Source organism: Herbaspirillum sp. GW821-FHT09A12 (genome assembly GCF_059418325.1).
The window spans coordinates 874692-899855 of the sequence record NZ_JBWKPR010000001.1 but is presented as its reverse complement, the minus strand read 5'-3'; the positions used below and the strand labels follow the sequence as shown (position 1 = coordinate 899855).

Genomic DNA, 25164 nt, shown 5'->3' with positions numbered 1-25164 from the left:
TTAGTTGCACATTGCAACTATATGTCCGGGAAGCGGCCATTGCAATGCTTTTTTGAGGAGCATCCGGATCGAAGACAATCAGCTGCGCCATCGCAACCGCACCGGCCATTGGACGCCGGCAGGCATAAGTAATGGCGGGCGCAGCATTAATTCTGATTAATTCCCACCGGTGGCTGCGCCACCCCGAAAGCCCCGCCCACTCCGGCCCAGCGCCTGGCAGGCGCCGCTGCATGTTGCCTTTCCAACTATCCTGGCGCCCTTGCCCATCGACAACGCCTAAGTGAATATCCGGCCTCTGGAATCAGGGATTGGAATTGGAGGGGGACGTCATATGCAGGTATCCATCAAAAACATGAAACTGGCCGCGCGCCTGGGGCTGGCCTTTGGGGTGGTGGTAGTGCTGCTGGCCGTGGTCGCGGCCACGGCCGTGTTGAAGATCAAGAGCATCAATGGCGCGGTCGACCAGATCATGAACGAGCGCTACCTCAAGCTGCGGCTGGCCTTCGACGTGCGCGACGGACTCGACCAGCAGATCCGGCTCCTGCGCGGCATCGTCATCGATACCGCCCATCCCGAGCAAAACCAGCCGCGTTTCGCGCAGCTCGCGCAAGCGGCCAAGGACACCCACGCCGCCATCGACAAGATCGACGCTGCCCAATTCACCACCGTCGGACGCCAGCGCGCCAAGGGTTTGCAGGATGCCGCGCGCAACTTCGACCTCGCCCGCGATGACGTGGCGGCGCTGGTGCGCGCCGGCGACGCCGCCGCTGGGGCCGGCGCCGTGCTGCACCAGTTGCTGGGTCCGCAAAAGACTTTCCAGGAACACGCCGATAGCTTCGTCCAGGCGCAAGAACAGCAGATGCGCATGGCCGGCAACAAGGCCTTCGCGGAAGGCGAGACGGCCATCATGGTCGTGCTGGCATTCTCGGCCCTGGCCGCGGCAGTGGCGATGGTGCTGGGCTATGCGCTGGCGCGTTCGGTATCGCGCCCCCTGGGGTTGGCCGTGCGCGTGGCCAACAATGTGGCCGCCGGCGAACTGGGCAATGCCATCGAAGTCAGCTCGGGCGACGAAACCGGCCAGTTGATGGCGGCCTTGCGGCACATGGACGGCAAGCTGCTGGACATCGTCGGCGAAGTGCGCCGCGGCACCGACGCCATCACCACCGCCTGCGGCGAGATCGCCACCGGCAACCTCGATCTTTCGGCACGCACCGAACAGCAGGCCGGCGCGCTGGAAGAGACCGCGTCGGCCATCGAGCAGATGACCGCCACCGTCAAGCACAACGCCGACAATGCCAGCCAGGCGCGCCAACTGGCGGTGTCGGCTTCCAACGTGGCGCGCCAGGGCGGCGCAGTGGTCGGCCGCGTGGTCAGCACGATGCACGGCATCCATGCCTCCTCGAAGAAGATCGTCGACATCATCGGCGTGATCGACGGCATCGCTTTCCAGACCAATATCCTGGCGTTGAATGCCGCGGTGGAAGCGGCGCGCGCCGGCGAGCAGGGCCGCGGCTTCGCGGTGGTGGCCTCGGAAGTACGCAGCCTGGCGCAACGCTCGGCCGCCGCCGCCAAGGAAATCAAGGGCCTGATCGACGATTCGGTCGCCAAGGTCGATGAAGGCAGCCAATTGGTTGCCAGCGCCGGGGCCACCATGGAAGAAGTCGTCACCAGCGTGGCCCGGGTGACCGACATCGTCGGTGAGATCACGGCGGCCAGCCAGGAGCAGCGTTCCGGCATCGAAGAAATCAACCGCGCCATCACCCAGATGGACAGCGTGACCCAGCAGAACGCCGCCCTGGTGGAAGAAGCCGCCGCCGCCGCGCAATCCTTATTGGAACAGGCCGGCCGGCTGTCGCAGGCGGTCAGCGTATTCAAGCTGGGGGCTGGCGCGGCATCGATGCCGCATCTGCAAGGCGCCTCCGGATCGGCGCTGGCGCTGCCCCCTCCACAATGAGCCCGGCGACCTGAAGGGCCTCAGGCGCGGATGCGCGTCCACGCCCGGCTGCCAACCAGTTCAGCTACTCATCGCGCCCCGCGCGGCACGAATCCGGCTGACGCTGACAAAGGTCGCTACCGCCGTCGCCGCCACGGCCACCCACAAGGCCACCCGGATCGCCACCGCGTCTTCGGCCGCATTCATCTGCGCATGGCCTTGCGACATCGCCGCGGCCGTGTAGACCGACAGCACGATCCCCAGCAAGGCCGCGCCCATGCATTGGCCGAAGGTGCGCATGATGGCCAGCACGCCGGAGGCATTGCCGCTGCGCTCGCGCGAGACATTGCCCAGCATTTCCCGGTTGTTGGGGCTCTGGAAAAAACCGAAACCCATTCCGCAGACCAGCGCGCGCCAGCCGATATCCCAGGCCTGCGCCTGATCGGGCAGCAAGGCCAGCAGCGCCAGGCCGACGGTGAACAAGGCCAGGCCGGCAGTCGACAGCAAGGCCGGCGAATGGCGGTCGGCGAGACGCCCGGCATGCGGCGCCACCAGCACGATGCCGATCGGCCACGGGGTAAACAGCAAGGCCGACTCGAAGGCGCTGTAGCCATACGCGTTCTGGAACAGGAACGGCAGCGCGACGAAGGCGATGCCCTGGCCCACGAAGGAGGCCAGCGAGGTCAGGGCCGCCAGCGAGAACCGCACCGAAGAAAAGATATCCAGCGGCAGCAAGGGTTGCCGCGCGCGCCGCTGCACCCGCACGAAGGCTACCGCCGCGACCACGCTGGCCAGGCCGAACGCGGCGGCGCCCAGCAGGGCCTGCCCCGCCTGCGCGCCGTGGGCCAGTTGCGCACAGGCCTCCGCCGCCAGGATCATGGCGCCCATGGCGATGGCAGACAATACTGCGCCAGCCATATCGAAGGGTTCGCCGGTGCGCACCCGGGCGTCCGGTATCACGCGCAGCGACAGCCATACCGCCGCCAGGCCCAGCGGCACATTGATGGCGAACAGCCATTGCCAGCTCAGGGCCGCCAGCAGGGTTCCGCCCAGGGCCGGCCCCACCGCCGTACTGGTGGCGATGAGCACGGCATTGAGACCGAGGATGCGCCCCAGCAGGCGGTTGGGAAACACCGTGCGGTGGATGGCCGGCGCGATGCTCAGCATGGCCGCGCCGCCCAAGCCCTGCAGCACCCGCATGGCGATCAGCACCTCCACCGTGGGCGACAAGGCGCAGCCCAGCGACGCCAGCGTGAACACCGCCAGCCCGGCGCTGAACAAGGTCCGGAAGCCGACCCGGCTGGACAATGAGGCGAAGGTGGCCAGCGTCATCGCCGTGGCCAGCAGGTAACCGTTGGTCACCCAGATGGCGGTGCCCACCGACGCCCCCAGCTCGCGGGTAATCTGCGGCAAGGCCACATTGACGATGGTGCCGTCGAACACCGCCATCGTGGTGGCCATCATCACGGCGATCATCGCCAGGCGGCGCTCGGCCCCCGGCAGCCCTTCATCGCCTGGCTGGTCTGAAAACAATCCCATGTTCGCGTGCTCCGCTCAAAGAATGATGCACAGACTATAGCGAGACGGCCTGCATGGCGGAAGACGCATGGATTGCAACTGATAACTGCAGCAAACGCCATATCTGTTAGTGTAGTGCGCACCGCCAAGCCCCAAACACTATGTATTCAGGATGGAACATATGTCCGAACCCGACCTCAACCTGCTCATCGCCCTGGATGCCTTGCTGACCGAAGAAAGCGTGGCCGGCGCCGCGCGCCGCCTGGGGCTGAGCGCCTCGGCCATGAGCCGTACGCTGGCCCGGCTACGCGAGGAAGCGGACGACCCCTTGCTGGTGCGGGCCGGACGCCGCATGGTGCTCACCCCCTGCGCCGAAGCCTTGCGCGAGCGCGCGCGCAACGTGGTGCACGAAGCGCGTTCGGTACTGCGCCCGGCCGCGCCGGAGCCGGACCTGGCGACGCTGCGGCGCACCTTCACCATCCGCGCCAACGAAGGCTTCGTCGAAGCCCTGGGCGCGCGCCTGATCGGCGCGGTCAATGCCGAGGCGCCGCTGGTGCGGCTGTATTTCGCGCCCAAGGTCGACAAGAGCCCCAGCTATCTGAGGGAAGGAACCGCCGACCTGGAGATCGGCGTGGTCAGCGACATGGGGCCGGAAGTGCGCATCCAGGCCTTGTATCGCGACCGCTTCGTGGGCGTGGTGCGCAGCGGCCACCCGCTGGCGAAAGGCAAGATGAGCCTGCAGCGCTACGTCGAATTCGGCCATGTCGCGGCCTCGCGGCACGGCCGCGCCGACGGGCCGGTCGATGCAGCCCTGGCCGCGGCCGGCGTGGAACGCCAGGTGCTGGCCATGGTGCCGAGCTTTCCGGCCGCGCTGGCCGTGGCGCGCGGCTCGGACCTGGTGGCGCTGGTGCCGGCCTCCTACCTGGCCGCCGAACGCCTGGTCAACACCTTCGTCTTCGAACTGCCGGTGGCCACCGGGCAGATCACCATTTCGCAGATGTGGCATCCACGGCTGGAGCTCGATCCCGCGCACCGGTGGTTGCGTGAGGTGGTGCGCCGGGTGTGCGGCGAAGCCAGGCCGGAGCGGATTGAAAGCAGGCGCACTTCCACACAAATCAGCTAAGTCATTGATTTAAGGCAACTTCACCTTCCATCATCGTCCCTGCACTCAGCATTTTTCGACGCAAGAGGCTCGAAGTCGGCAACCCCGCCTTGAAAATTCCCCCCTCCGTCCCTATACTTAGCACTCGTCACGGGAGAGTGCTAACAACCCTCCTTGGCTTATTCCCCTTTTTCATGCGGTGACGTTTGCTGCATTTGGAAGAAAAACCATTGCAGCCATTGCCGCAATCAAGACCAACTTATTGAATTTTAAGGAGTTCTCATGAATCTTCGCCCTTTGCACGATCGCGTTATCGTCAAGCGCCTCGACCAGGAAACCAAGACCGCTTCCGGTATCGTTCTGCCTGATGCAGCGGCCGAAAAGCCTGACCAGGGTGAAATCCTGGCTGTTGGCAACGGCAAGATCCTGGAAGACGGCAAGGTCCGCCAACTGGCCGTGAAGGTCGGCGACCGCGTCCTGTTCGGCAAGTATTCCGGCCAGGCTGTGAAGATCGATGGCCAGGAACTGCTGGTCATGCGCGAAGAAGACCTGTTCGCCGTCGTCGAGAAGTAATTCCCGGCCCGGGCAGCCGCCAGGCTGCCGCGCAGGTAGTGCAGATGCACCGGCCGTCCAAGCGGCGGCCACCACGGTGAAATGAATTCAACCGAATTTCTGGAGAATCCAACATGGCAGCAAAGCAAGTTATTTTCGGCGATGAAGCACGCGCCAAGATCGTCAACGGCGTCAACATCCTGGCTAACGCAGTCAAGGTGACCCTGGGCCCCAAGGGCCGTAACGTGGTTCTGGAGCGCAGCTTCGGCGCCCCGACCGTGACCAAGGACGGCGTTTCCGTCGCCAAGGAAATCGAACTGAAGGACAAGCTGGAAAACATGGGCGCCCAGCTGGTCAAGGAAGTCGCTTCCAAGACCTCCGACAACGCCGGTGACGGCACCACCACCGCCACCGTGCTGGCCCAGGCGATCGTTCGCGAAGGCTTCAAGTACGTTGCGGCCGGCTTCAACCCGACCGATCTGAAGCGCGGCATCGACAAGGCTGTCGCCGCCATCGTCGGCGAAGTCAAGAACCTGGCCAAGCCCACCACCACCAGCAAGGAAATCGCCCAGGTCGGTTCGATCTCGGCCAACTCCGACCAGGACATCGGCGACATCATCGCCAAGGCCATGGACAAGGTCGGCAAGGAAGGCGTGATCACCGTTGAAGACGGCAAGTCGCTGGAAAACGAACTGGAAATCGTCGAAGGCATGCAATTCGACCGCGGCTACCTGTCGCCGTACTTCATCAACAACCAGGAAAAGCAAGTTGTCGCCCTGGACAACCCGTTCATCCTGCTGTTCGACAAGAAGGTCTCCAACATCCGCGACCTGCTGCCGGTGCTGGAACAAGTCGCCAAGGCTGGCCGTCCGCTGCTGATCATCGCTGAAGATGTCGAAGGCGAAGCGCTGGCAACCCTGGTGGTCAACAACATCCGCGGCATCCTGAAGACCGCTGCTGTCAAGGCGCCTGGCTTCGGCGACCGCCGCAAGGCCATGCTGGAAGACATCGCCATCCTGACCGGCGGCCAAGTGATCGCCGAAGAAGTCGGCCTGACCCTGGAAAAGGCTACCCTGGCTGAACTGGGCCAAGCCAAGCGCGTTGAAATCGGCAAGGAAAACACCACCATCATCGACGGCGCCGGCGAAGCTACCGGCATCGAAGCACGCGTCAAGCAAATTCGCGCGCAAATCGAAGAAGCCACTTCCGACTACGACCGTGAAAAGCTGCAAGAGCGCGTGGCCAAGCTGGCCGGCGGTGTTGCACTGATCAAGGTTGGCGCTGCCACCGAAGTCGAAATGAAGGAAAAGAAGGCCCGCGTCGAAGATGCGCTGCACGCAACCCGCGCAGCCGTTGAAGAAGGCGTCGTGCCTGGCGGCGGCGTAGCCCTGCTGCGCGCTCGCGCCAACGTCAAGAACCTGAAGGGCGACACCCCTGACCAGGAAGCCGGCATCAAGATCGTCCTGCGCGCTATCGAAGAACCGCTGCGCCAGATCGTGTTCAACGCCGGCGACGAACCTTCGGTGGTCATCAACAAGGTGCTGGAAGGCACTGGCAACTTCGGCTACAACGCTGCCAACGGCACCTACGGCGACCTGGTTGAACTGGGCGTGCTGGATCCGGCCAAGGTGACCCGTTCGGCCCTGCAAAACGCTGCTTCCGTGGCGGCCCTGATCCTGACCACCGACGCACTGGTGGCAGAAGTGGCTGACGACAAGCCGGCCGGCATGCCTGGCGGCATGGGTGGCATGGGCGGCATGGGCGGTATGGACGGCATGATGTAATCGCCGTCGGCCCGCTGGCCGTCGCCCCGTGCGGCGGCCGACGACCGAAAAAATCCCCGCGGCGGCAACGCTGCGGGGATTTTTCTTGGGCGCTTTCTTTTCAGCGCGCCAAGAACCTGTTCACGATCTCGCCGGGAGTCGGACAATCGTGAACAGGTTCTAAATTCAGCTCTGTGCCCACATGCGCAACAGGTTGTGATACGTCGCCGCCAGCCCGACCACGACCGTATCGTCTGCCGGCAAACGCCCGCGCAAGGACATCAGCTGGCAATCCATGTCGAACAGCAGGCGGCGGCGCTCGCCCTCCCGCACCATGCTTTCGATCCAGAAGAAACTGGCGTAGCGCACCCCGCCGCGCACCGGCTCGACGCGATGCACGGTGCTGGCCGGGTAAAGCAGCATGTCGCCGGCCGGCAGCTTGATGCGCTTGTCTTCCCAGGTGTCGGCGACGACCAGCTCGCCGCCATCGTACTCATCCGGCTCGCTCAGGAACAAGGTGCAAGACAGGTCGGTGCGCACCCGGCTGCCATCCGGCTGGAAGCGCACCGCCACATCCACGTGCTCGCCCAGGTAGTCGCCACCGGCGCCATAGCGGTTGAACATCGGCGTGCCGACCTGACGCGGCAAGGCAGCGGAGAAAAACATCTGGTTGCGGCGCAGGGCCGCCATGACCATCGCCTGCAACGGCGCCGCATGCGGCGATTGCTCGGGCAGTTGGCGGTTGCGCTTGATCTGGCCGGGCAAGCTGCCGGACGTAATGCGGCCGTCGACCCAGTCGCCCGACTCCAGCAGATCGCGCGCGCGGCGCACTTCTTCGGGCTCGAACACGCGTTTGAGATGCAGCATCATGACGCGGCCTGCGGCCAGGGTTCTTCAGCGGCCAATGCACGCACCGCCGGATACGCAGACTGCGCCAGCCAGCCGCGTACGTTGTGCATGAAGGCCGGCGTGGCGGCGTCTGGAATACGGCGCAGCCACGCCAGCGCCTGCTCCGGCAGGCCGCGCTGCAGCAGCAGGCGCGCATAGTTGAACTGGCCGCGGAAGTCGCCGCCCAATGCGGCTTGCCGATACAGATCGAAAGCCTGTTGCTCATCGGCGCCAAGCTCCCACCCCTCTTCGTAAAAGCGCCCGATCACGTTGAGCGATTTCGCGTGTCCCATTGCCCCGGCACGCCGGTACAAGGCCAGCGCGCCGGCACGATCGGAGGCGATGCCCGCCCCGCTCATCATGAGGTTGGCCAGGTTGTACATGCCCCAATCCAACCCGCGACCGGCCGCCAGGCGATACCAGTACACCGCCATCTGCGCATCGCGCGCACGGCCCCAACCGTGTTCGCAGCAGCGGCCCATCATGTTGATGGCATCCAGGTCGTCGGCCTGCGCCGCCAGCGTGAACCAGTGCAGCGCCTCGCCGTCGTCGCGCGCCACACCTTGGCCGAACAGCAGGCGCTGCCCGAGGATGGCCTGAGCGCGCGGCACGCCCTGTTGCGCCGCCGTCCGCAGCCAGGCGATGGCCCGGGGCGAATGATCGGCAACGATGGCAGCGAGGCTTTCAGCATCCGCTGCGGCCAGCTCGCGCACACTGACCTTCTTCATTCCAAGCGCCATCAGAAGCTCAGGTCGGCGCTGAGCGTGTAGGTGCGCCCCGCGCCCGGCACGCCGTACAGCTGGAAACCGTCCAGCGAGGAGCCGATGCGCGACCAGTAGAACTTGTTGAACAGGTTGTCGACGTTGAAGTTCAGCGCCAGCTTGCGGTTCACGCGCCAGCGCGCGGCCACGCTGTGCACCCAGTAGGCCGGCGCCTTCTCGTCATCTTCCACATAGACCGGGCGGTTGCCGGAAGCGCCCGAGACCGTGCTGCTGTTGTTGGCAAGGCCGCCGACGTACTTGTTGTCCGAGTAGCGGCGCTTGCCCACGTATTGCGCGCCGTAGCTGAAGAACAGTCCCGGCTGCGCCTCGTAGGAAGTCCACAGGTTCAGGGTCCAGTCCGGCACATTCCTGGCTTCGCTGCCCTCGTTGGCGCCCTTGGTCTGCTTGCTCTTCAGGCGCGACAGGCCGCCGTACACCGACCACGCATCGGTCAGGTTGCCCTGCATGCCCAGTTCGACGCCGTCGACCCGCTTGGCCGGCAGCGCGCGCACCGGCGAGGTGTCGCTGTCGCCGTACTCCCACGAGTCGCTGACCTCGGTGCGGAAGATGGCGCCGGTCAGCGCCAGGCGCTTGTCGAACACATCCCACTTGCCGCCCACTTCCCTGGTCTTGGCGACCGCCGGCGAATACGCCGACGTCGCAGCCGAGCCGTAGATGGCGTTGTTGGTGGTCACGCCCAGCGCCGACGGCTGCGCGGCGCGCGCGTAGGAGATATACACGCTGGCGTTGCCGACCGGCTTGTAGGTCAGGCCGATGCGCCCGCTCAGGGCGCCGGCGCTGCTGCTGGAGGTAGTCACTCCCTTGGTCGAGGTCTCGGCCTTCCAGCGGTCGTAACGCAGCGCGGTCAGCAGTTGCCAATGCGGCGAGAACTTCATCGTGTCGGCCACGTACAGGCCGGCATTGGTCACGCGCGACTCGACGCCGGCGCTGCCCTTGACGGTATCGGCCGCGGCAAAGGAAGTCGACGGATTGGCCAGATCGAACCACAGCGTGCCGGTCGGCGCGCGCACGGTGCGCTCGAGGTCGCCGTAAGTCTCGCGGTAGATGTCCAGCCCGGTAGACAATTCATGGCGCACCGGACCGGTGTCGAACTTGAGCGAGAGGTCGGTCTGGTTGTCGAGGATGGTGTAGCGCTTGGAGGTGCCGAAGTCGTTGCCGCGCAGGACCGCGTAACGGTTCGCGGTGTTGGTGAAATCGGTATACGAAAGCACGCCCGAGGCCGAAGTCAGCGCACCAGCGCCGGCGTAGCCCAGCGAGGTGCCCAGTGTCGCCCCTCCTGCGGTGGCGCCGTTGAAGCGCGCCGGCGACAGCACCGACAGATTGTCGGTGCGTTCCCAGCGGGTCTGGTTGCGGATCTTGGTGTCGCTGTCAACATCGTGCTCGATGCGCGCGGTGAGCGCGTCGGTCGAGGTCTGCTGGGTGTAGGTGTCCGAACCGTACCAGGCGCTGCGCGAGACATAGGGCATCACGCTGCCATTGGTGCCGCGCTGGATGGGCAGGCCGGTATCGGGGATGTTGTCGTCTTCCTGGTGGAAGACGTCGAAGAACATGCGTGTCCCGGTACCCAGGCCGAGGCCCAGCGAAGCGGCGATGCCCTGGCGGTCGTACTTCACCACGTCGCGCTCGGAGACGTGGTTCTGCTGCTTCATCAGGTTCAGGCGCAACGCGCTGCTTTCGCCCAGCGTCTGGTTCAGGTCGGCGGTGAAGCGCGTGTAGTCGGCGCTGCCGATGCCCAACGACGTGTTGTAGAAGTTATCGAGCAGGGCTTCCTTGCTGACCAGATTGACCGAACCGCCCACGGCCGAAACGCCGGACTCGATCGAGCCGGTGCCCTTGAACACTTCCACCTGCTCCAGGTTGAAGGTATCGCTGCGGCTGGACATGCCGGCGTCGCGCACGCCATCCACCGTCAAGCTCTGCTCGGAAGAAAAACCGCGGATGGTGAACATGTCGCCCCAGCCGAGGTTGCCCTCGCCGGACGTGAAAGTGATGCCGGGCACGTTCCTCAGGATGTCCTGCAGGTTCTGCGCGTTCTGCTGGGACAGCACTTCCTTGGGGACGACGGTGATGCTTTGCGGGATATCCAGCAGCGGCTGGGTAAACTTGGGCGAGGCCACTTTCTCGGGCTTGTATTCAGGCGCCTCGCGCGGAGCGGTAACCACCACTTCCTTCAGGCCGGACTTGTCCTGCGGCGGCTGGTCCGGCACGATATCTTCGGCATGGGCATGTGCCGCGCCCAGCGAGCCCAGCGCCAGACCGACCGTGGCCGACAATTTGCCGCAGGAGGCAAACAGGGTTTCAATAGTCTGCGCGGTATGGCGCGCAGGTGCGCCTTTCTGGCTGCCTTGCTTCATGTTTCCAGGTTCCCCGATATGGCGAGGCGCCGCCCGCTGCGGCCATGCAACGCGGCGGACAGGCGCCTCAAGTTATAATGATTCTCATTTGTGAAAAGAATATATATCGGGCAACACATCGCCAATGTGTTGGAAACCGGACGAAATGTAATGCAATGTAATGACCCGCCCTTACATTTCCTGACATTACAAATCCACGCCCGCCCAGGAAGACGGATCGGGAAAATGGCATGCATGCAAGAACTCACGCTCATGGGCAAACAAGATCACGTGCTGATCGTGGACGACGATCCCGAAATCCGCCAACTGCTTTCCGAATACCTGCAGGCCGCGAACTACCTCCCCTTCACCGCCGCCGGCGGGCAGGACATGTGGCGCATCCTCGGCAGCGAACAGATCGACATCATCATCCTCGACCTGATGATGCCGGGCGAAGACGGCCTGGAGCTGTGCCGCGAACTGCGCAAGCGGCGCAACACGCCGCTGATCATGCTGACCGCGCGCGGCACGCTGATCGACCGCATCGTCGGCCTTGAAGTCGGCGCCGACGATTACCTGCCCAAGCCCTTCGACCCGCGTGAACTGCTGGCGCGCATCAAGGTGATCATCAAGCGCGCGCGCAGCTTTCCCGAGAAAAACGAGGCCGACCGCGTGGCCCACATCAGCTTCGCCGGCTGGCGGCTCGACACCCAGGCGCGCCAGGCGATCTCGCCCGAGGGCGTCACCATCACGCTGGGCGGTTCCGATTACCAGGTGCTGCGCACCCTGCTCGACTATCCCAGGCGCGCGCTCTCGCGCGACTACCTGCTCAACACGGTCTACGGCAAGGAAGCCATGCCCTTCGACCGTTCCATCGATGTCTGCATCAGCCGCCTGCGCCAGCAGCTGGCCGACAATCCGCGCTCGCCCGCGCTGATCCGCACCGTACGCAATACCGGCTACATGCTGATGGCCGACGTCAGCTACCACGTATGAAACTGCTGCTGCGCTGGCGGCTGTGGCCGCAATCGCTGTCGGGGCGGCTGGCGCTGATCCTGGTGGCCGGCATGCTGGCCGCGCAGATGCTGACCGGCACTATCTGGTACGACATGCGCTACGGCAAGACCATGGAAATGCCCACGCGCCTGGCTGCGGCACGCTTGGCCGACGTAGTCGCCATCCTCGACGATGCGGCGGCGGCAGACCAGCCGCGGCTGGTCGCGGCGCTGAACCGGGAAGACTTCCGACTAGCCCTGCTGCCGGCGCCGACGGCCCATGAGATGCCCACGCCGCAGCCAGCGCTCTCGCGCACGGTCGCCCCGATCGCGGCGCTGTTCGGCGCGGTACTCGCCAAGCATGCCGGCATGCGCGACTGGCGCATGCTGCACATCGACCTCGACGAGCGCGGAGGACGCCCCCAAGAGGCCTGGCTGACCCTGCTCAACGACGAGTTCCCGCACGGCCATTACCAGGTGCAAGTATCGCTCGCAGACGGCCAGCGGCTGCAAGCGGAGATATGGGAGGGCCAGGCCGGCATGAACATGGCGCCGCAAAGCGCCGCCTTCGACTATTTCCTGCGCATCTATGCGCTGCGCATCTTCGCCGTGGTTCTGATCGCCTGGATGGCGGTACGGCTGGCGATGAAGCCGCTGCAGGTGATGGCCAACGCCGCCGAGAAGCTGGGCCGCAATATCCACAGCATGCCGCTGGCCACCGATGGCCCGACCGAGGTCCGCACCGCGGCCCAGGCCTTCAACGCGATGCAGCGCCGGATCATCGACAACATCGCCGAGCGCACGCGCTTCCTGGCCTCGGTGTCGCACGACCTGCGCTCGCCGATCACGCGCATGAAGCTGCGCACCGAAATGCTGGCCGACGAGGAACGCAAGGAGAAATTCCGCAAGGATCTCGATGAGATGGATGCGATGATCTCCGCCACGCTCAATGTGGTGCAAGACATCGATGTGCAGGAACACCGCCAGCTGATCGATCTCGACAGCCTGCTGGAAAGCCTGCGCAGCGACCAGGCCGAAGTCGGCCGCGAAGTGACGGTGACGGGCCACGCCGCGCCGCTGCACGGCTACCCGCGCAGCCTGCGGCGCTGCCTGCAGAACCTGGTGGAAAATGCGGTGCGCTACGGCCAACGCGCGCGCGTGCAGTTCAACGACGGCGCCGAACGCGTGATGATCGCGGTGGATGATGACGGCCCCGGCATCCCCGAAGACATGCTCGAGCGCGTGCTGGAGCCCTTCTACCGCCTGGAACGCTCGCGCAACGCCGCCACCGGCGGCTTCGGCCTGGGCCTGTCGATCGCGGCCACCGTGGTGCAGGCGCATCGCGGCGAAATCACGCTGACCAACCGCGAGGGCGGCGGCCTGCGGGTGACGGTGGTCATTCCACGCTGAGCAGGCCGTCGATCTGCACCTGGCCGTGGCCATGCGAGCAAGGCTCAATGCGCCCGGTCACGCCATAAGCCTGCGCTAACGAAGCGGGCGTAATCACCTCCCTTGGCGAACCCGCGCACAGCAGGCGGCCGCGATGCAGCAGCAAGGCGCGATCCACATGGCGCAAGGCGGTGTTCAGGTCATGCAGCACCACCAGCGTGACCAGCCCGTGGCGGCGAGTTTCCCGGCGCAGCAATTCCATCACCAAATATTGATAGTTCAGATCCAGCGCCGACAGCGGTTCGTCCAGCAGCAGCACGCTCGGACGACGCACCAGCGCCTGCGCCAATGCCGCCAGTTGGCGCTGCCCGCCCGACAGCTCGTCGAGGTGGTGCTGCGCCAGATGGCCGATGCCCAGGTGTTGCAGCAGGCCTTGCACGCGCTCCAGCTCCTGAACATCCGGCCGCGCGCGCTGCTGCGCCTGGGCCGCCACCAGCACCGATTCGAACACCGAGAGATGCACCGGCCGCGGCAGCGCTTGCGGCATGTAGGCCACATGCCGCGCCCGCGCGGCAGCATTGGCTTGCGCCAACTCCACCAGGCCCAGCCGCACGCTGCCGCCGCAAGCGCGCGTGAGGCCGCCCAGCGTGCGCAACAGCGTCGACTTGCCGCTGCCGTTGGGGCCCAGCAAGGCGGTCACCGAGCCCGCGCTCAACGGCGGCAAGTCCAGGCCATTGAGCACGTTGTGCCGGCCGTAAGCTACCTGCAGTCGGCTGACCTGCAGCGAGTCGGTATTCACGGCGAGGAACGCAAGGCCAGCGTGCCGCGCATGTGCATGGCATGGCTGGGGAAGGAGCAGAAGAAGGTATAGGACACGCCGGCCCGCAGGCGCGCCACCGGGAAGCTCACGCTGGCATGCTCGCCGCCGCCCAGCATGGGCGTGGCGGCCACGATGCGGCTGTCATGTGGCGGCAGGTAGTCTGCGCCGGCGCCGGCTTGCAGGCCATCTCGAATCACCCCGTCGATCTGCGCGGCGGCAACCAGCACCCAGTTGTGGCCGGCCTGCTCCTTGGGCTTCTTGCCGGTATGGATCAGGTTGACGGTGAAGCGTTCGCAGGATGCCGGAACATCGATATGGTCCAGCGAAAACTTCTTGCCGGGACGGCCTTCGATGGTGGTGGAGCAGGCGTCGCCGGACGCGGCATGCGCCGGCAGCGAGGCGGCCATGCCGGCCAGCATGGCGAGTGGAAACAGCAGTTTCTTCATGATTGCGCACAGAGTTTGAGGAGGAAATCATTCGCGCCGCAAGCGGCGCAGCACAATGCCCAGGAACAATGGAATGCCGACCAGCGAGGTCACGATGCCCGCCGGGATCAGCACGCCGGGCAGGATGGTCTTGGAGGCGACCGAGGCCAGCGAGACAATCAGCGCGCCGGCCATGGCGCTGCCGGGCAGGTAGTAGCGATGGTCTTCGCCCAGCAGCAGGCGCGCGATGTGCGGCGCCACCAGGCCAACGAAGCCGATGGTGCCGACGAAGGACACCGACAGCGCCGCCAGCACGCTGATGCGCAACAGGCTCACCAGGCGCAGGCGCGCCATGTCGATGCCGAAGCTGGCCGCGCGCTCTTCGCCCAAGCGCACTGCGGTCAACTTCCAGGCGTCGCGCAGCGAGAACGGCGCCACCAGGATGAAGGCCGCCGACAGGATCGCCACCGTGCTCCAGTTTGCGCGCGCGAGGCTGCCCATGGTCCAGAACACGATGCCTTGCAAGGCCTCTTCGCTGGCCACGAACTGCAGCAGCATGATCAGCGCCTGGAAGGAATACACCAGCGCGATGCCGAACAGGATCACGCCCAGCGTCGAGCCGCCGCGCCAGCGCGCAACCCGCTCCAGCACCAACACCGACAGCAATGCCGCGGCGCAGGCGCAAGCCGACACCGTCATGCCGGCCGGCAGCGCGGGAAAACGCCAGTTGAAGGTGATCGCCATCGCCGCGCCGAACGCGGCGGCAGCCGAGATGCCCAGCGTGTAGGGGCTGGCCAGCGGATTGTCGAGCACGGTCTGCATCTCGCCGCCGCCCAGGCCCAGGCACATGCCTACCAACAGCGCCATCAGCGCGGTGGGCAGGCGAAATTCCCACACCACAACGCGCATACCGGCTGCTGCGGTGTCTGCATGCAGCAGCGTGGAGAAGAGATCATGTATGGACAGGCCGGCGGGGCCGGTGGCGATATCCAGCAGCAGCGACGCTGCGATCAGCGCGAGCAGCGCCAGCGTGAATGCCATGCGGCGGCGCATGCTGCGGCGATAGGCGCGCACCGGGTCGGCCGTGGCCGGTTGCGGACCGCCAGCCGGTTCTTCGTTCAGGCAGGCGGAGGTCATTGGGCCGGCGCGGTCCAGTAGGTGCCCTGTCCGTCCAGCGTCAGGAAGCGGCGGTACAGCTCGGCCTGCGAAGCCTCGGGATCGAGCGCGGCGGCGCGCCGTGGATAAAACATTTTGGCCAGGGCCTCGATGGCGAGGATGTTGTAGGGCGAATTGTAGAAGGCGTGCCAGATGCCGAAGGCGCGTTGCGACTTCACCGCCTGCAACTCGCGAATGCCGCCGCGCGCCAGCAATACCGACAGGCTGGAGGCGGACTGCTGCGCCGCCGCGCCCGGGCCGATCAGAAGGCCGTCGCGTCCCGGCTCGGAACGGCTGCCAGTGGCGACATAGACGTCCGGCTGGTGCGATAGCAGGTATTCCATGCTGACGTCGCCCAGCGCGCCCGGCACCAGGCCGGCGACGATGTTGACGCCGCCGGCGGCCTGCACCATGTCGCCATAGCTGCCGTTGCCGGTGGTATGACAGCAGGCCGGCCACACACCGGCCAGCATCTCGACGAACACACGCGGGCGCTGCGCCTGTGGCACCGGCTCAACGATCTGCTTCACGCGTTCAAGATGCGACTGGTAGAAATCGATGTACTCCTGCGCCTCTTTCTCGCGTCCCAGCGCCAGGCCCAGCAACTTCATGCTGGGCACGGTGTGCAGCAGCGGCTTGTCGCGAAAATCGATGAAGATGACCGGGATGCCGGCCTCGTGCAGGGCGCGCAGCATCGGATTGGTCGGCGTCGGGCCGTGACCGGTCAGGCCGAAGATGGCGAGGTCGGGCTGCAGCGAGACGATCTTCTCCGGGCTCACGCTGGCCTCGGAAGTCTTGCCAATCAGCGGCACCTTGCCCGCCTGCGGGAAACGCTTGAGCAGTTGGCCCCAGGCATAAGGATCCTGGGCCTTCAACTCGCCCTGCCAGCCGACGATGCGTTGCACCGGATCGTCGCGGTCCAGCAAGGCCATCGCGAACACGAAACGGCCCTCCCCCAGCAGCACGCGCTGCGGATGGTCCGGCACCTCGACCTGGCGCCCGGCCAGGTCGGTCACCAGCCGCGCCGAGGCGTGGCCGCACAATATCAAGGCCGACGCCAGCGCCAACCCGGAAAACAGATGCCTGAACTTCACGATGCTCCCTTGCATGTCGATGCGGAAGGGGAATCCTGCGCAATGCAGAATGATTCCCATTCGAAGGAGCCCACTATAGGAGACCGGCCCTGCGGCAATGTGTCGGCAGCGGCCCGATACGTAATGAAAGTTTGCAAAACCTGCCGCACAAGATATTCCATTACAAATCGGCAGCGATGGCTTGCTCGGGCGGAAACAAAAAATCCGCCGTGATGGCGGATTCGAGTGCCAGCGGTTTCGCTGAAGGACTAGCTCCGGCGCGCCTCAATCAGTTCGAACACGCCCATCCCGGCCAGCATCGCCAGCACGAAGGCAATTGCCTTGCCCTCCCCCATGCCCAGCGCCACCAATGCCGGCCCCGGACAAAAACCGGCCACGCCCCAGCCGATGCCGAACAGCGCGCTGCCCGCCAGCAGGCGCGGCGTGATGCCGGCGGCGGCAGGCAGTTGCATGGGCAAGCCCAGCCAGGACGACTTGCGCCGGCGCGCCGCGGCGAAGGCGAACACGCCCACGCCGATGGCGCCGATCATGACCAAAGCCAGCGAGGGATCCCAGTGGCCGGCGAGATCGAGGAAGCCCAGCACCTTGGCCGGATCGGCCATGCCGGACAGCATCAGGCCGAGCCCGAACAGCACGCCGCTGGCGAAGGAAACGATGATGGCAGGCGCACGCATGTCAGCCTCCCAGCACATGCCGCAGCACGAACACGGTGACGAATCCCGCCGCCATGAAGGTCGCCGTGGCCGCGATGGAGCGCAGCGCCCCGCGCGATATCCCGCACACGCCATGGCCGCTGGTGCAACCGCCGGCATAGCGCGTCCCCAGTCCGACCATGAATCCGGCGACGATCACCGCCGGCCAGCCGGCATCGATATGCAGCGGCAGCCGCCAGCCCAAGGCCATTGCAACCAGCGGCGCGACCACCAGTCCGGCGATAAAGGCCGCGCGCCAGGCGCGTTCGCCGGCCCCCGCCCGCAACAAGCCGCCGAGAATGCCGCTGATGCCGGCGATGCGGCCGTTGAACAGGATCAGGGCCGCCGCTGCCAGGCCGATGACGATGCCGCCGGCCAGCGAGAATGCCGGCGTGAAATGCGCCCAGTCGATATGCATGGGAAGTCCCCGGAGTTGGATCAGACCGACATTATAAGAAGCCGCGCAAGCCATGGCCCAAAAAGGAAAAAGCCCGCGTCCCAAAAGGAACGCGGGCCGTGCAGGCCATCCGCCGGGAAAGGCTTGGGGCGCTGCGGGCACTGCGAGTACTACAGGGGAGTCGTCGACGGCGCCGCATCCGCTTGCAGCGATGGATGCGGCGCCGTGGCTGGCTCATATCGCGCTCACGCGCGCATCATCAGAAGTTGTGGATGATGCCGGCGTTGAACGCGTTCTGGCTGCTGTCCGAACCGGGAGCCTGGCCGTTGGTCACGCCCGGGCTGTAGGTGTCGGAAGCGCGCAGGTTGCGGTAGATCGCATACAGGCTGGTGCGCTTGGAGAGGGCGTACTTGGCGCCCAGGTTCAGCTGGATCAGGCGGCCGTTGGACGCGTTGACGAAGTCGGCGCGGGTGTACTGCACGCTGCCCAGCAGCGACAGCGCAGGGGACAGGCCGTAGTTGACGCCAACGTCGAAGATGTCGTTCTTCTCGTTGTTCACGCCGCCCACCAGGTATTGGCCGGTGGCGTCAGCCGAATAGCTGGCGGCCGACGCCGCGGAGAACGAGGAAGCCGAACCGCCGGTGGCCAGCGGCAGCTTCACGCGCGACCACGAACCGTACACCTTGGCCGGGCCGAACTGGTAGGAAGTGGCCAGGGTCCAGGTCTTCAGGCAAGTGTCGCCCGAGGAGCCGGCGCCGTTGGTGCATGTGGTGGCGTTGCTGGAGTTGACGTCGCTGGAAGCCACGGTGCCGGCCTTCTTGGACTGGAAGTACGACACGCCGACATTGAACGGGCCGTTGGAGTAAGCGCCGCCGATGCCGAAGGACTGGCCGGAGGTGTTCTCGCCGGCTTGCTCGCCGAAGCCGTAGATCAGGCTGCCGTAGAAGCCGTTGACGTTGGGGCTGTTATAGCGGATCGAGTTGTTGACGCGTTCGCCGTTGGTGCGGTCGAGGTCGCGTGCGTGGACCTGGCTGACCATGCCGCCGAAGTCGTTGACCGAGGTGAAGGCGGCGATGTCGTCGGTGAAGTCCTTCTGGCGGCCCAGCAGCACGGCGCCGAAGTTGCCCGACAGGCCGACGGTGGCGGTGCGGCCGAACAGGGTATTGCCTTGGGCCGCCGCGCCGTTATCCAGCGTGAAGCCGTTTTCCAGGTTGAACAGCGCCTTCAAGCCGCCGCCCAGGTCTTCGCTGCCCTTGAAGCCGATGCGCGAACCCTTGATCGCACCGGAGTCGACGCCGGTGCGGTTGCCGTTGCCGGTACCGGTGGTTGCCACCTTGCTGTTGTACGACAGGCTGGCGTCGATGATGCCGTAGATGGTGACCGAGCTTTGCGCATGTGCGACGCCGGCGAAGGCGCCCAGCACTGCCAGTGCCAAGAGGGACTTTCTCATGAGGAACTCCAAAAGTTGTTGAATTGCTATTTGATTATTGGTGGTTCCGCTACCTGTCCAGACAGGGAAAACACCCAAGCTTCCAGAAAGAAACATCAAGAAGACTTAATTTATTTAATCAAAATTTATTTCTACAAACAATTTAACTTTTTACTTTTCTTATTTTTATACATTTTATGTCTCTTTATTACAACTTTAAGCAGACGTAAAAATGGAATGAAAAAATGCCGACTCGCGATTCATTTGGCAGGATGAAACCAAGAAATGATGTAAATAAACAACACATTATTTCTTGTTCCCGCACAGAACGCGGTCGGCAAAAACCTGCGGCACCCGGCTGGCGCAAGGAAAACGCCAACCGCCCCGCAGGAGGACAAGCCTGGAGAATGGGCCTCTCTCACATGAACACCCGGCCCCGGCCAGTGCACGCAGTCGATACTGCGAACGGCCGCTCCAGGCCCGCCGCAAAGAAGCCGTATCGGCGGTTCAGTAATGGAACCTGCACTGGTGCACGACGATACGGTCGCGCAGGCGTTCGAATACCAGCCGATGCTCGGATGACAGGCGCACCGAGCTCAGCCCTTGCAAGCGCAACGGCAACACCGACACCTGCTGCGCCGGCAGATTCGCGCCATCGCGCAGGCAGCGCAGCAAGCGCGTGATACGCCGCGCCAGCTCGCTGTCCTGGCGGCGCCAGAAGGCGAAGTCTTCCTGGGCCAAGGGGGTCATCAGCAGTTTCATTCAACCTCCGGCTCGGACAGGAAGTCGGCGCGCAACTGCTGCAGGCTGCGCAGCAGGCGGTCTGAATTGATATCGGTGGCGAACAGGTGGGCCGCATCCTGCATGGCCCGCCAGACCGACTCCTTGACGATGACCAGGTTCTCGCCGCTGTCGCGGGTGACGACGACTTCGTCGATGTCGGCCAGCTCGATGAGCTCAGGGAGCTGGCTGGCCAGTTGCTTGGCGCTGAAGGAATACATTGGTTCCTCTTGTTGTAATGAACGGCAAGCGGACAAGCGGCGCGCGCAATGCCTGCCTCGCGCCGCCTGGAACGATCCATCAATAGCCGCGGTAGAGGCCCTGCGGATCGGGATTCTTCTGGTACTCGGCCAATTCGGCCTGCACTTGCGCGCGGCTCTTGGTGGAGACGAATGCAGGCAATTTCGGGTAGTCGGCGTCGCCGACCGTGACCAGGCCCTGGGCATTGGCCACCTTCAATTCTTCGAGCACTTGCGCGCGGGTCTTGGTGGACACGAAAGCGGGCAGCTTGGGGTAGTCGTAGTCACTCACGGCGAGGGTGCCATCGGCACGCGCTTGCTTGAGTTCTTCGATAACCTGGGCGCGGGTCTTGCCTTGCACGTTCTGGTCTTGGACCGAAACGTTTTGCGCCAGCACGGCGCCGCTTGTGGCGGCCAGTGCGAGGGCGAGGAGGAGATGACGGGTATTCATGATGTGCTTTCCTGGAACCGGTCCAACTCTCGACGAGACGTTGGATAGGTTCTTACATATGGCTTGATGCAAATTTGGTCTTGTTCCGCGCCTCGCTGCATTTGCATGAATCGGCATAAGGCGCCGGTAGCGCCGGCAGGATTTGACTGCCTCCCGGGCTGCAGATGAACTTTAATCTTTACGAAAACATTGAAAAATGCCGTTGCTTGGAATTGATAGTTTCAGAAAAAGAAACAATCAGGGATTGACGCGCCTGGCTCGTATTTGAGGACTGCCGGAATTGCCGCAGATGGGAGAAGGAGGAAAAGGAGGAAATCCAGCGGGCGAAGCTGGAAGATGTCTCGAAAGATCGGTGCGGCGAGAAGAATCGCCGCCATCCTTCCTTTACAAGACGCAATACCGCGACATGGGAAAACGCCTCTCGCCGGCTTTGCCCCATGCGGCGCAAACCCATATGGAACCTGGCCTTCGGCGTCTCCGTAAGATGTTTAGGTTATATGCATAAGCGAAAATTTATTTTCCCCTTATAACCTCGTCGCCTTAAAATAGCGGCTTCTTATAAAAATATCGATGGCAGTGGAGACTTGTGGTTTTGTCCCCGCCTGCGACGTCTTTCTGAACCGGGAAGGCGCCCATGGCGGCGGGTCGGAAACACGGGCCCGCTGCCATTTCTATTCCCATCATGATCGAAATCCAAGCTGTTACCCAGCGCTTCGGCAGTGTCGAAGCGGTGCGCAATGTCGATCTGTCGATCCGCAAGGGCGAAGTCTTCGGCATCATCGGCCGCAGCGGCGCCGGCAAAAGCACCCTGGTGCGCACCCTGAACCTGCTCAACCGCCCCACTTCCGGCCGCATCCTGCTGGATGGCCAGGACCTGACCACCCTCTCCGCGCAACAACTGCGCGAAGCGCGCCGCGGCATCGGCATGATCTTCCAGCACTTCAACCTGCTCTCTTCGCGCACGGTGTACGACAACATCGCGCTGCCGCTGGAGCTGGCCGGCAAGTCCAAGGCCGAGATCGCACAGAAGGTCGAGCCGCTGCTGGAACTGGTCGGCCTGTCGACACTGAAGAACCGCTATCCGGCGCAGATCTCGGGCGGCCAGAAACAGCGCGTGGGCATCGCCCGTGCCCTGGCCAACGATCCCAAGGTCTTGCTGTCGGACGAAGCCACGTCGGCGCTGGACCCGGAAACCACCCGTTCGATCCTGGAGCTGCTGCGCAAGATCAACCAGGAACTGGGCCTGACCATCGTGCTGATCACCCACCAGATGGAAGTGATCAAGGTCATCTGCGACCGCGTGGCGGTGATGGAAGCCGGCCAGGTGATCGAACAGGGCGAGGTGCTGGATGTGTTCCGCCAGCCCAAGCATGAAGTCACGCGCGCCCTGATCGGCGACGTGATCGCCCATGAACTGCCCAAGGGCGTGGTGGAACGCCTGCGTGCGCGCCTGGCCAAGGCCGAAGCGGAAAATGACGCCACCAAGGGCACCGACCATCTGTTCCGCTTCGCCTTCACCGGCTCGGGCGTGGACCAGCCGCACCTGTCGGAAGCGGTGCGCCGCTACAGCCTGGACTTCAACATCCTGCACGGCCAGATCGACGAGATCCAGGGCCAGGCCTTCGGCTCGCTGGCGATCCTCGCCAACGGCACCCAGGAAAACATCAACAATGCAATGCAATACCTGCGCTCGCAGGGCGTCGTCGTGGAGGAACTGAACCATGTCATCTGAATTGATCGATCTGTTTATCAGCTCCTTCGGCGAAACCCTGATGATGGTCGGCATCTCGGGCGTGCTGGGTTCGGTGCTGGGCGTGCCGCTGGGCATCGCGCTGCACCTGACCGACCGCAACGGCATCCTGCCCAACGTGGCCTTCAACCGCATCGCCGGCCTGCTGGTCAACGCGGTGCGCTCGACGCCCTTCATCATTTTGCTGGTGGCGGTGATCCCGTTCACGCGCTTTTTCGTCGGCACCTCGATCGGCACCGCCGCCGCCATCGTGCCGCTGACGATTGCCGCCGCGCCCTTCATCGCGCGCCTGGTCGAGTCGGCCCTGCGCGAAGTCGACCGCGGCCTGGTGGAAGCGGCCCAGGCCATGGGCGCGACCACCGGGCAAATCATTTACAAGGTATTGGTGCCCGAGGCATTTGCTGGTATCGTCGCCGGTCTCACGATCACCTTCGTCAGCCTGGTCGGCTATTCGGCCATGGCCGGCGCGATCGGCGGCGGCGGCCTGGGCGACCTGGGCATCCGCTACGGCTACCAGCGCTTCCTGCCGGAAGTGATGCTGGCGGTGGTGCTGATCCTGATCGTTTTCGTGCAGCTGGTGCAATCCCTGGGAGACCTGCTGGTGCGCAAGCTGAGCCATCGCTAACAGCGAAAACCACAGCGCGCAGTATGGAAGACAAACCGCAGCTACCCGCTGCGATCATTAAAAAAGCTTGAAAGGAAAGTCATGAACCGTCGTCAGTTGATTCAATTCGTCGCAGGCCTGGGTGTCGCTGCCAGCCTGATCTCCGCCCCCGTGCAAGCGCAGGACAAGCCGATCAAGATCGGCGTGACCGCCGGCCCGCACGCCGAGATCATGGAACAGGTCAAGAAGCTGGCCGAGAAGGATGGCCTGAAGCTGCAAATCATCGAATTCACCGACTACATCCAGCCCAACGCGGCGCTGGCCGGCGGCGACCTGGATGCTAACTCCTACCAGCACCAGCCCTACCTGGACGCCCAGATCAAGGACCGCGGCTACAAGTTCGTGAGCGTGGGCTCCACCATCACCTTCCCGATGGGCGTGTACTCCAAGAAGATCAAGTCGCTGGATGAACTCAAGCAAGGCTCCCGCGTCGGCGTGCCCAACGACCCGACCAACGGCGGCCGCGCGCTGCTGGTGCTGCAAGCCAAGGGCGTGATCAAGCTCAAGGCCGACGCCGGCCTGAAGGCAACCCCGCTGGACATCATCGACAACCCGAAGAAGGTCAAGATCATCGAACTGGACGCCGCCCAGCTGCCGCGTTCGCTGGATGACTTCGACGCCGCCGTGATCAACGGCAACTTCGCCGAATCGGCCGGCCTGTCGCCGACCAAGGACGCCATCGCCGTGGAAGCCTCGACCGGCCCCTACGCCAACGTGCTGGCCGTGCGCGCCGCCGACAAGGACAAGCCCTGGGTCGCCAAGCTGGTCAAGGCTTACCACAGCCCGGAAGTGAAGAAGTTCGTGCTGGAAAAGTACAAGGGTTCGGTGATCACCTCGTGGTAATCGGCCATCAGGTAATCGGGTAATCGCTTAAAGCGCCCGGCGCCGCCGGACGCCCATGAAAAAAAGCCACCTCGGTGGCTTTTTTTCATGGGCGACAGTCAGGCCTAGTCTAATCGCGGCTGCCGCGAGGATCCGGCGCGTTGCGCCAGTCGTATTCTTCCTCTTCATCCTCGTCGTCTTCCGACAGCGCATCGGGATTGTCGGTGGGCTGGTAGCTGGCCAGCAGTTCGGCGCGCGAGGCCGGCGTTTCCAGCGAGATGCGGCCGAGCGCGCCGCTGCGGTAGTCCTGCAGGAAGGTATGCGCGGCCTTTTCGAAATCGTAGTCGCCGCCCTTGAGGCGGAAACCGCGCTTGGCCGCCACTCCCTCGATCACCGCCACGCCGTCCATGCCCTCGGTCTGGAAGCCGTAGCGCGCCTTCAGCAATTGCGCATAGCGCTGCAGCAGCAGGTCGGCCAGGAAGGTGGCCACCTCTTCCTCGATCAGCGCGTTGCTGCCCACCGCATGGCTGGCGGCCAGCATCAGGCCGTCGCTGGGGTGTTCGATCTTGGGCCACAGCATGCCGGGGGTATCGATCAGCACCATGTTATTGCCCAGGTAGAGGCGCTGCTGGGTCTTGGTCACGGCCGGCTCGTCGCCCACCGCAGCCACGCGCTTTTTCAGCAGCGCATTCATCAGCGTGGACTTGCCGACGTTGGGGATGCCCATGATCATCATGCGCAGCGGCTTCAACACGGTGCCGCGGTGCGGCGCCACCTGCAGCGCCAGCTTGGGCACGCGCGCCACGTCGGACGGCTTCTTGCACGACAGCGCCACCGCGGTGACGCCCTTCTGGCTGTTGTAATGGTTGATCCAGGCCTGGGTCGCGGCCGGGTCGGCCATGTCGGTCTTGTTGAGGATCTTCAGGCAGGGCCGCTGGCGGGCGTTGCGCAATTGCTCGATCATCGGGTTGCAGCTGGCCTGGGGCAAGCGGGCGTCGACCACTTCAATGACCAGGTCGACCTTCTCCATTGCCTCGGCCGCCTTCTTGCGGGCGGCGTTCATGTGGCCAGGGAACCATTGGATGGACATGCGGATTCTTCTTTCTTGCACTTGAGTGATAAGCCGCTATTTTACGGCTTGCGCGCACCCTGCCCCAAAAAAAGAACCCGCCGCGCAACAGATGCGGGCGG

24 protein-coding genes are annotated in these 25164 nt (G+C 64.5%); 9 read left to right on the top strand and 15 right to left on the bottom strand.

Annotated features, from left to right (window positions below; all coding sequences use genetic code 11):
- Positions 1 to 331: 331 nt before the first annotated feature.
- Positions 332 to 1954, top strand: coding sequence for a methyl-accepting chemotaxis protein (locus AC07N6_RS04045; protein WP_494781029.1), 1623 nt, complete (start codon positions 332 to 334; stop codon positions 1952 to 1954).
- A gap of 60 nt (positions 1955 to 2014) precedes the next feature.
- Here the strand turns inward: AC07N6_RS04045 and AC07N6_RS04040 are convergent, their stop codons facing one another.
- Positions 2015 to 3472, bottom strand: coding sequence for an MFS transporter (locus AC07N6_RS04040; RefSeq protein WP_494781028.1), 1458 nt, complete (start codon positions 3470 to 3472; stop codon positions 2015 to 2017).
- Positions 3473 to 3632: 160 nt separating this feature from the next.
- On the opposite strand from AC07N6_RS04040, the gene AC07N6_RS04035 reads away from it, so the two are divergent.
- From AC07N6_RS04035 to groL, 3 genes are all read left to right on the top strand, one after another.
- A complete protein-coding gene (locus tag AC07N6_RS04035; protein ID WP_494781027.1) occupies positions 3633 to 4574 on the top strand; it encodes a LysR family transcriptional regulator in 942 nt (313 codons plus the stop codon).
- 261 nt (positions 4575 to 4835) lie between these two features.
- A complete protein-coding gene (gene groES, locus AC07N6_RS04030; RefSeq protein WP_494781026.1) occupies positions 4836 to 5126 on the top strand; it encodes a co-chaperone GroES in 291 nt (96 codons plus the stop codon).
- 113 nt (positions 5127 to 5239) lie between these two features.
- Positions 5240 to 6889 (top strand): chaperonin GroEL, encoded by a 1650-nt coding sequence (gene groL, locus AC07N6_RS04025; protein ID WP_494781025.1) that lies wholly within the window; start codon positions 5240 to 5242, stop codon positions 6887 to 6889.
- A gap of 165 nt (positions 6890 to 7054) precedes the next feature.
- On the opposite strand, the gene AC07N6_RS04020 is transcribed toward groL, so the two are convergent.
- From AC07N6_RS04020 to AC07N6_RS04010, 3 genes are read right to left on the bottom strand one after another with little or no spacing between them, the layout of a single operon-like run.
- Entirely contained in the window at positions 7055 to 7738 is a 684-nt protein-coding gene (locus tag AC07N6_RS04020; RefSeq protein WP_494781024.1) for a Fe2+-dependent dioxygenase, read from the bottom strand.
- Positions 7735 to 8484, bottom strand: a complete 750-nt coding sequence (locus AC07N6_RS04015) for a tetratricopeptide repeat protein (RefSeq protein ID WP_494781023.1) — start codon at positions 8482 to 8484, stop codon at positions 7735 to 7737. Before AC07N6_RS04015 ends, AC07N6_RS04020 begins: the two co-directional genes overlap by 4 nt.
- 11 nt (positions 8485 to 8495) lie before the next feature.
- Positions 8496 to 10892: a TonB-dependent receptor gene (locus AC07N6_RS04010; protein ID WP_494781022.1), complete on the bottom strand. Its 2397-nt coding sequence runs from the start codon at positions 10890 to 10892 to the stop codon at positions 8496 to 8498.
- Positions 10893 to 11144: 252 nt separating this feature from the next.
- Between AC07N6_RS04010 and AC07N6_RS04005 the strand changes: the two genes are divergently transcribed.
- Both AC07N6_RS04005 and AC07N6_RS04000 read left to right on the top strand, forming a co-directional pair.
- Positions 11145 to 11867: a response regulator gene (locus AC07N6_RS04005; RefSeq protein WP_494781021.1), complete on the top strand. Its 723-nt coding sequence runs from the start codon at positions 11145 to 11147 to the stop codon at positions 11865 to 11867.
- Positions 11864 to 13276, top strand: coding sequence for an ATP-binding protein (locus AC07N6_RS04000; protein WP_494781019.1), 1413 nt, complete (start codon positions 11864 to 11866; stop codon positions 13274 to 13276). Before AC07N6_RS04005 ends, AC07N6_RS04000 begins: the two co-directional genes overlap by 4 nt.
- Here AC07N6_RS04000 and AC07N6_RS03995 read toward each other — a convergent pair.
- From AC07N6_RS03995 to AC07N6_RS03950, 10 genes are all read right to left on the bottom strand, one after another.
- A complete protein-coding gene (locus AC07N6_RS03995; protein WP_494781018.1) occupies positions 13263 to 14054 on the bottom strand; it encodes an ABC transporter ATP-binding protein in 792 nt (263 codons plus the stop codon). The two genes, AC07N6_RS04000 and AC07N6_RS03995, sit on opposite strands and share 14 nt — an antisense overlap.
- On the bottom strand, positions 14051 to 14521 hold the full coding sequence (azu, locus tag AC07N6_RS03990) for an azurin (protein WP_494781017.1): 471 nt from the start codon (positions 14519 to 14521) through the stop codon (positions 14051 to 14053). The genes AC07N6_RS03995 and azu overlap by 4 nt, the downstream gene beginning before the upstream one ends.
- A gap of 27 nt (positions 14522 to 14548) precedes the next feature.
- Entirely contained in the window at positions 14549 to 15637 is a 1089-nt protein-coding gene (locus AC07N6_RS03985; RefSeq protein ID WP_494781015.1) for a FecCD family ABC transporter permease, read from the bottom strand.
- Positions 15634 to 16809 (bottom strand): ABC transporter substrate-binding protein, encoded by a 1176-nt coding sequence (locus tag AC07N6_RS03980; RefSeq protein ID WP_494781014.1) that lies wholly within the window; start codon positions 16807 to 16809, stop codon positions 15634 to 15636. The genes AC07N6_RS03985 and AC07N6_RS03980 overlap by 4 nt, the downstream gene beginning before the upstream one ends.
- A gap of 188 nt (positions 16810 to 16997) precedes the next feature.
- Entirely contained in the window at positions 16998 to 17423 is a 426-nt protein-coding gene (locus AC07N6_RS03975) for a DUF6691 family protein (protein WP_494781013.1), read from the bottom strand.
- A 1-nt stretch (position 17424) separates the two neighbouring features.
- The gene (locus tag AC07N6_RS03970) at positions 17425 to 17859 is read right to left on the bottom strand and encodes a YeeE/YedE family protein (RefSeq protein ID WP_494781011.1); all 435 of its coding nucleotides are present in this window, start codon (positions 17857 to 17859) and stop codon (positions 17425 to 17427) included.
- 238 nt (positions 17860 to 18097) lie between these two features.
- A complete protein-coding gene (locus tag AC07N6_RS03965) occupies positions 18098 to 19288 on the bottom strand; it encodes a porin (protein WP_494781010.1) in 1191 nt (396 codons plus the stop codon).
- A 486-nt stretch (positions 19289 to 19774) separates the two neighbouring features.
- Positions 19775 to 20029 (bottom strand): type II toxin-antitoxin system YoeB family toxin, encoded by a 255-nt coding sequence (locus AC07N6_RS03960; protein WP_494781009.1) that lies wholly within the window; start codon positions 20027 to 20029, stop codon positions 19775 to 19777.
- Complete coding sequence (locus AC07N6_RS03955; protein ID WP_494781007.1) at positions 20026 to 20268, bottom strand: type II toxin-antitoxin system Phd/YefM family antitoxin; 243 nt, start codon at positions 20266 to 20268, stop codon at positions 20026 to 20028. Before AC07N6_RS03955 ends, AC07N6_RS03960 begins: the two co-directional genes overlap by 4 nt.
- A gap of 79 nt (positions 20269 to 20347) precedes the next feature.
- A complete protein-coding gene (locus tag AC07N6_RS03950; RefSeq protein ID WP_494781006.1) occupies positions 20348 to 20737 on the bottom strand; it encodes a DUF4148 domain-containing protein in 390 nt (129 codons plus the stop codon).
- 682 nt (positions 20738 to 21419) lie between these two features.
- Here AC07N6_RS03950 and AC07N6_RS03945 point away from each other — a divergent pair.
- The 3 genes from AC07N6_RS03945 (at position 21420) to AC07N6_RS03935 (ending at position 23994) form a co-directional block, all read left to right on the top strand.
- The gene (locus AC07N6_RS03945) at positions 21420 to 22469 is read left to right on the top strand and encodes a methionine ABC transporter ATP-binding protein (protein WP_494781005.1); all 1050 of its coding nucleotides are present in this window, start codon (positions 21420 to 21422) and stop codon (positions 22467 to 22469) included.
- Positions 22459 to 23112, top strand: a complete 654-nt coding sequence (locus tag AC07N6_RS03940) for a methionine ABC transporter permease (RefSeq protein WP_494781004.1) — start codon at positions 22459 to 22461, stop codon at positions 23110 to 23112. Before AC07N6_RS03945 ends, AC07N6_RS03940 begins: the two co-directional genes overlap by 11 nt.
- A gap of 81 nt (positions 23113 to 23193) precedes the next feature.
- Positions 23194 to 23994, top strand: a complete 801-nt coding sequence (locus AC07N6_RS03935; RefSeq protein ID WP_494781003.1) for a MetQ/NlpA family ABC transporter substrate-binding protein — start codon at positions 23194 to 23196, stop codon at positions 23992 to 23994.
- A 109-nt stretch (positions 23995 to 24103) separates the two neighbouring features.
- Here AC07N6_RS03935 and ylqF read toward each other — a convergent pair whose 3' ends face one another.
- Positions 24104 to 25063, bottom strand: coding sequence for a ribosome biogenesis GTPase YlqF (gene ylqF, locus AC07N6_RS03930; RefSeq protein ID WP_141913480.1), 960 nt, complete (start codon positions 25061 to 25063; stop codon positions 24104 to 24106).
- Between the last annotated feature and the right edge of the window lie 101 nt (positions 25064 to 25164).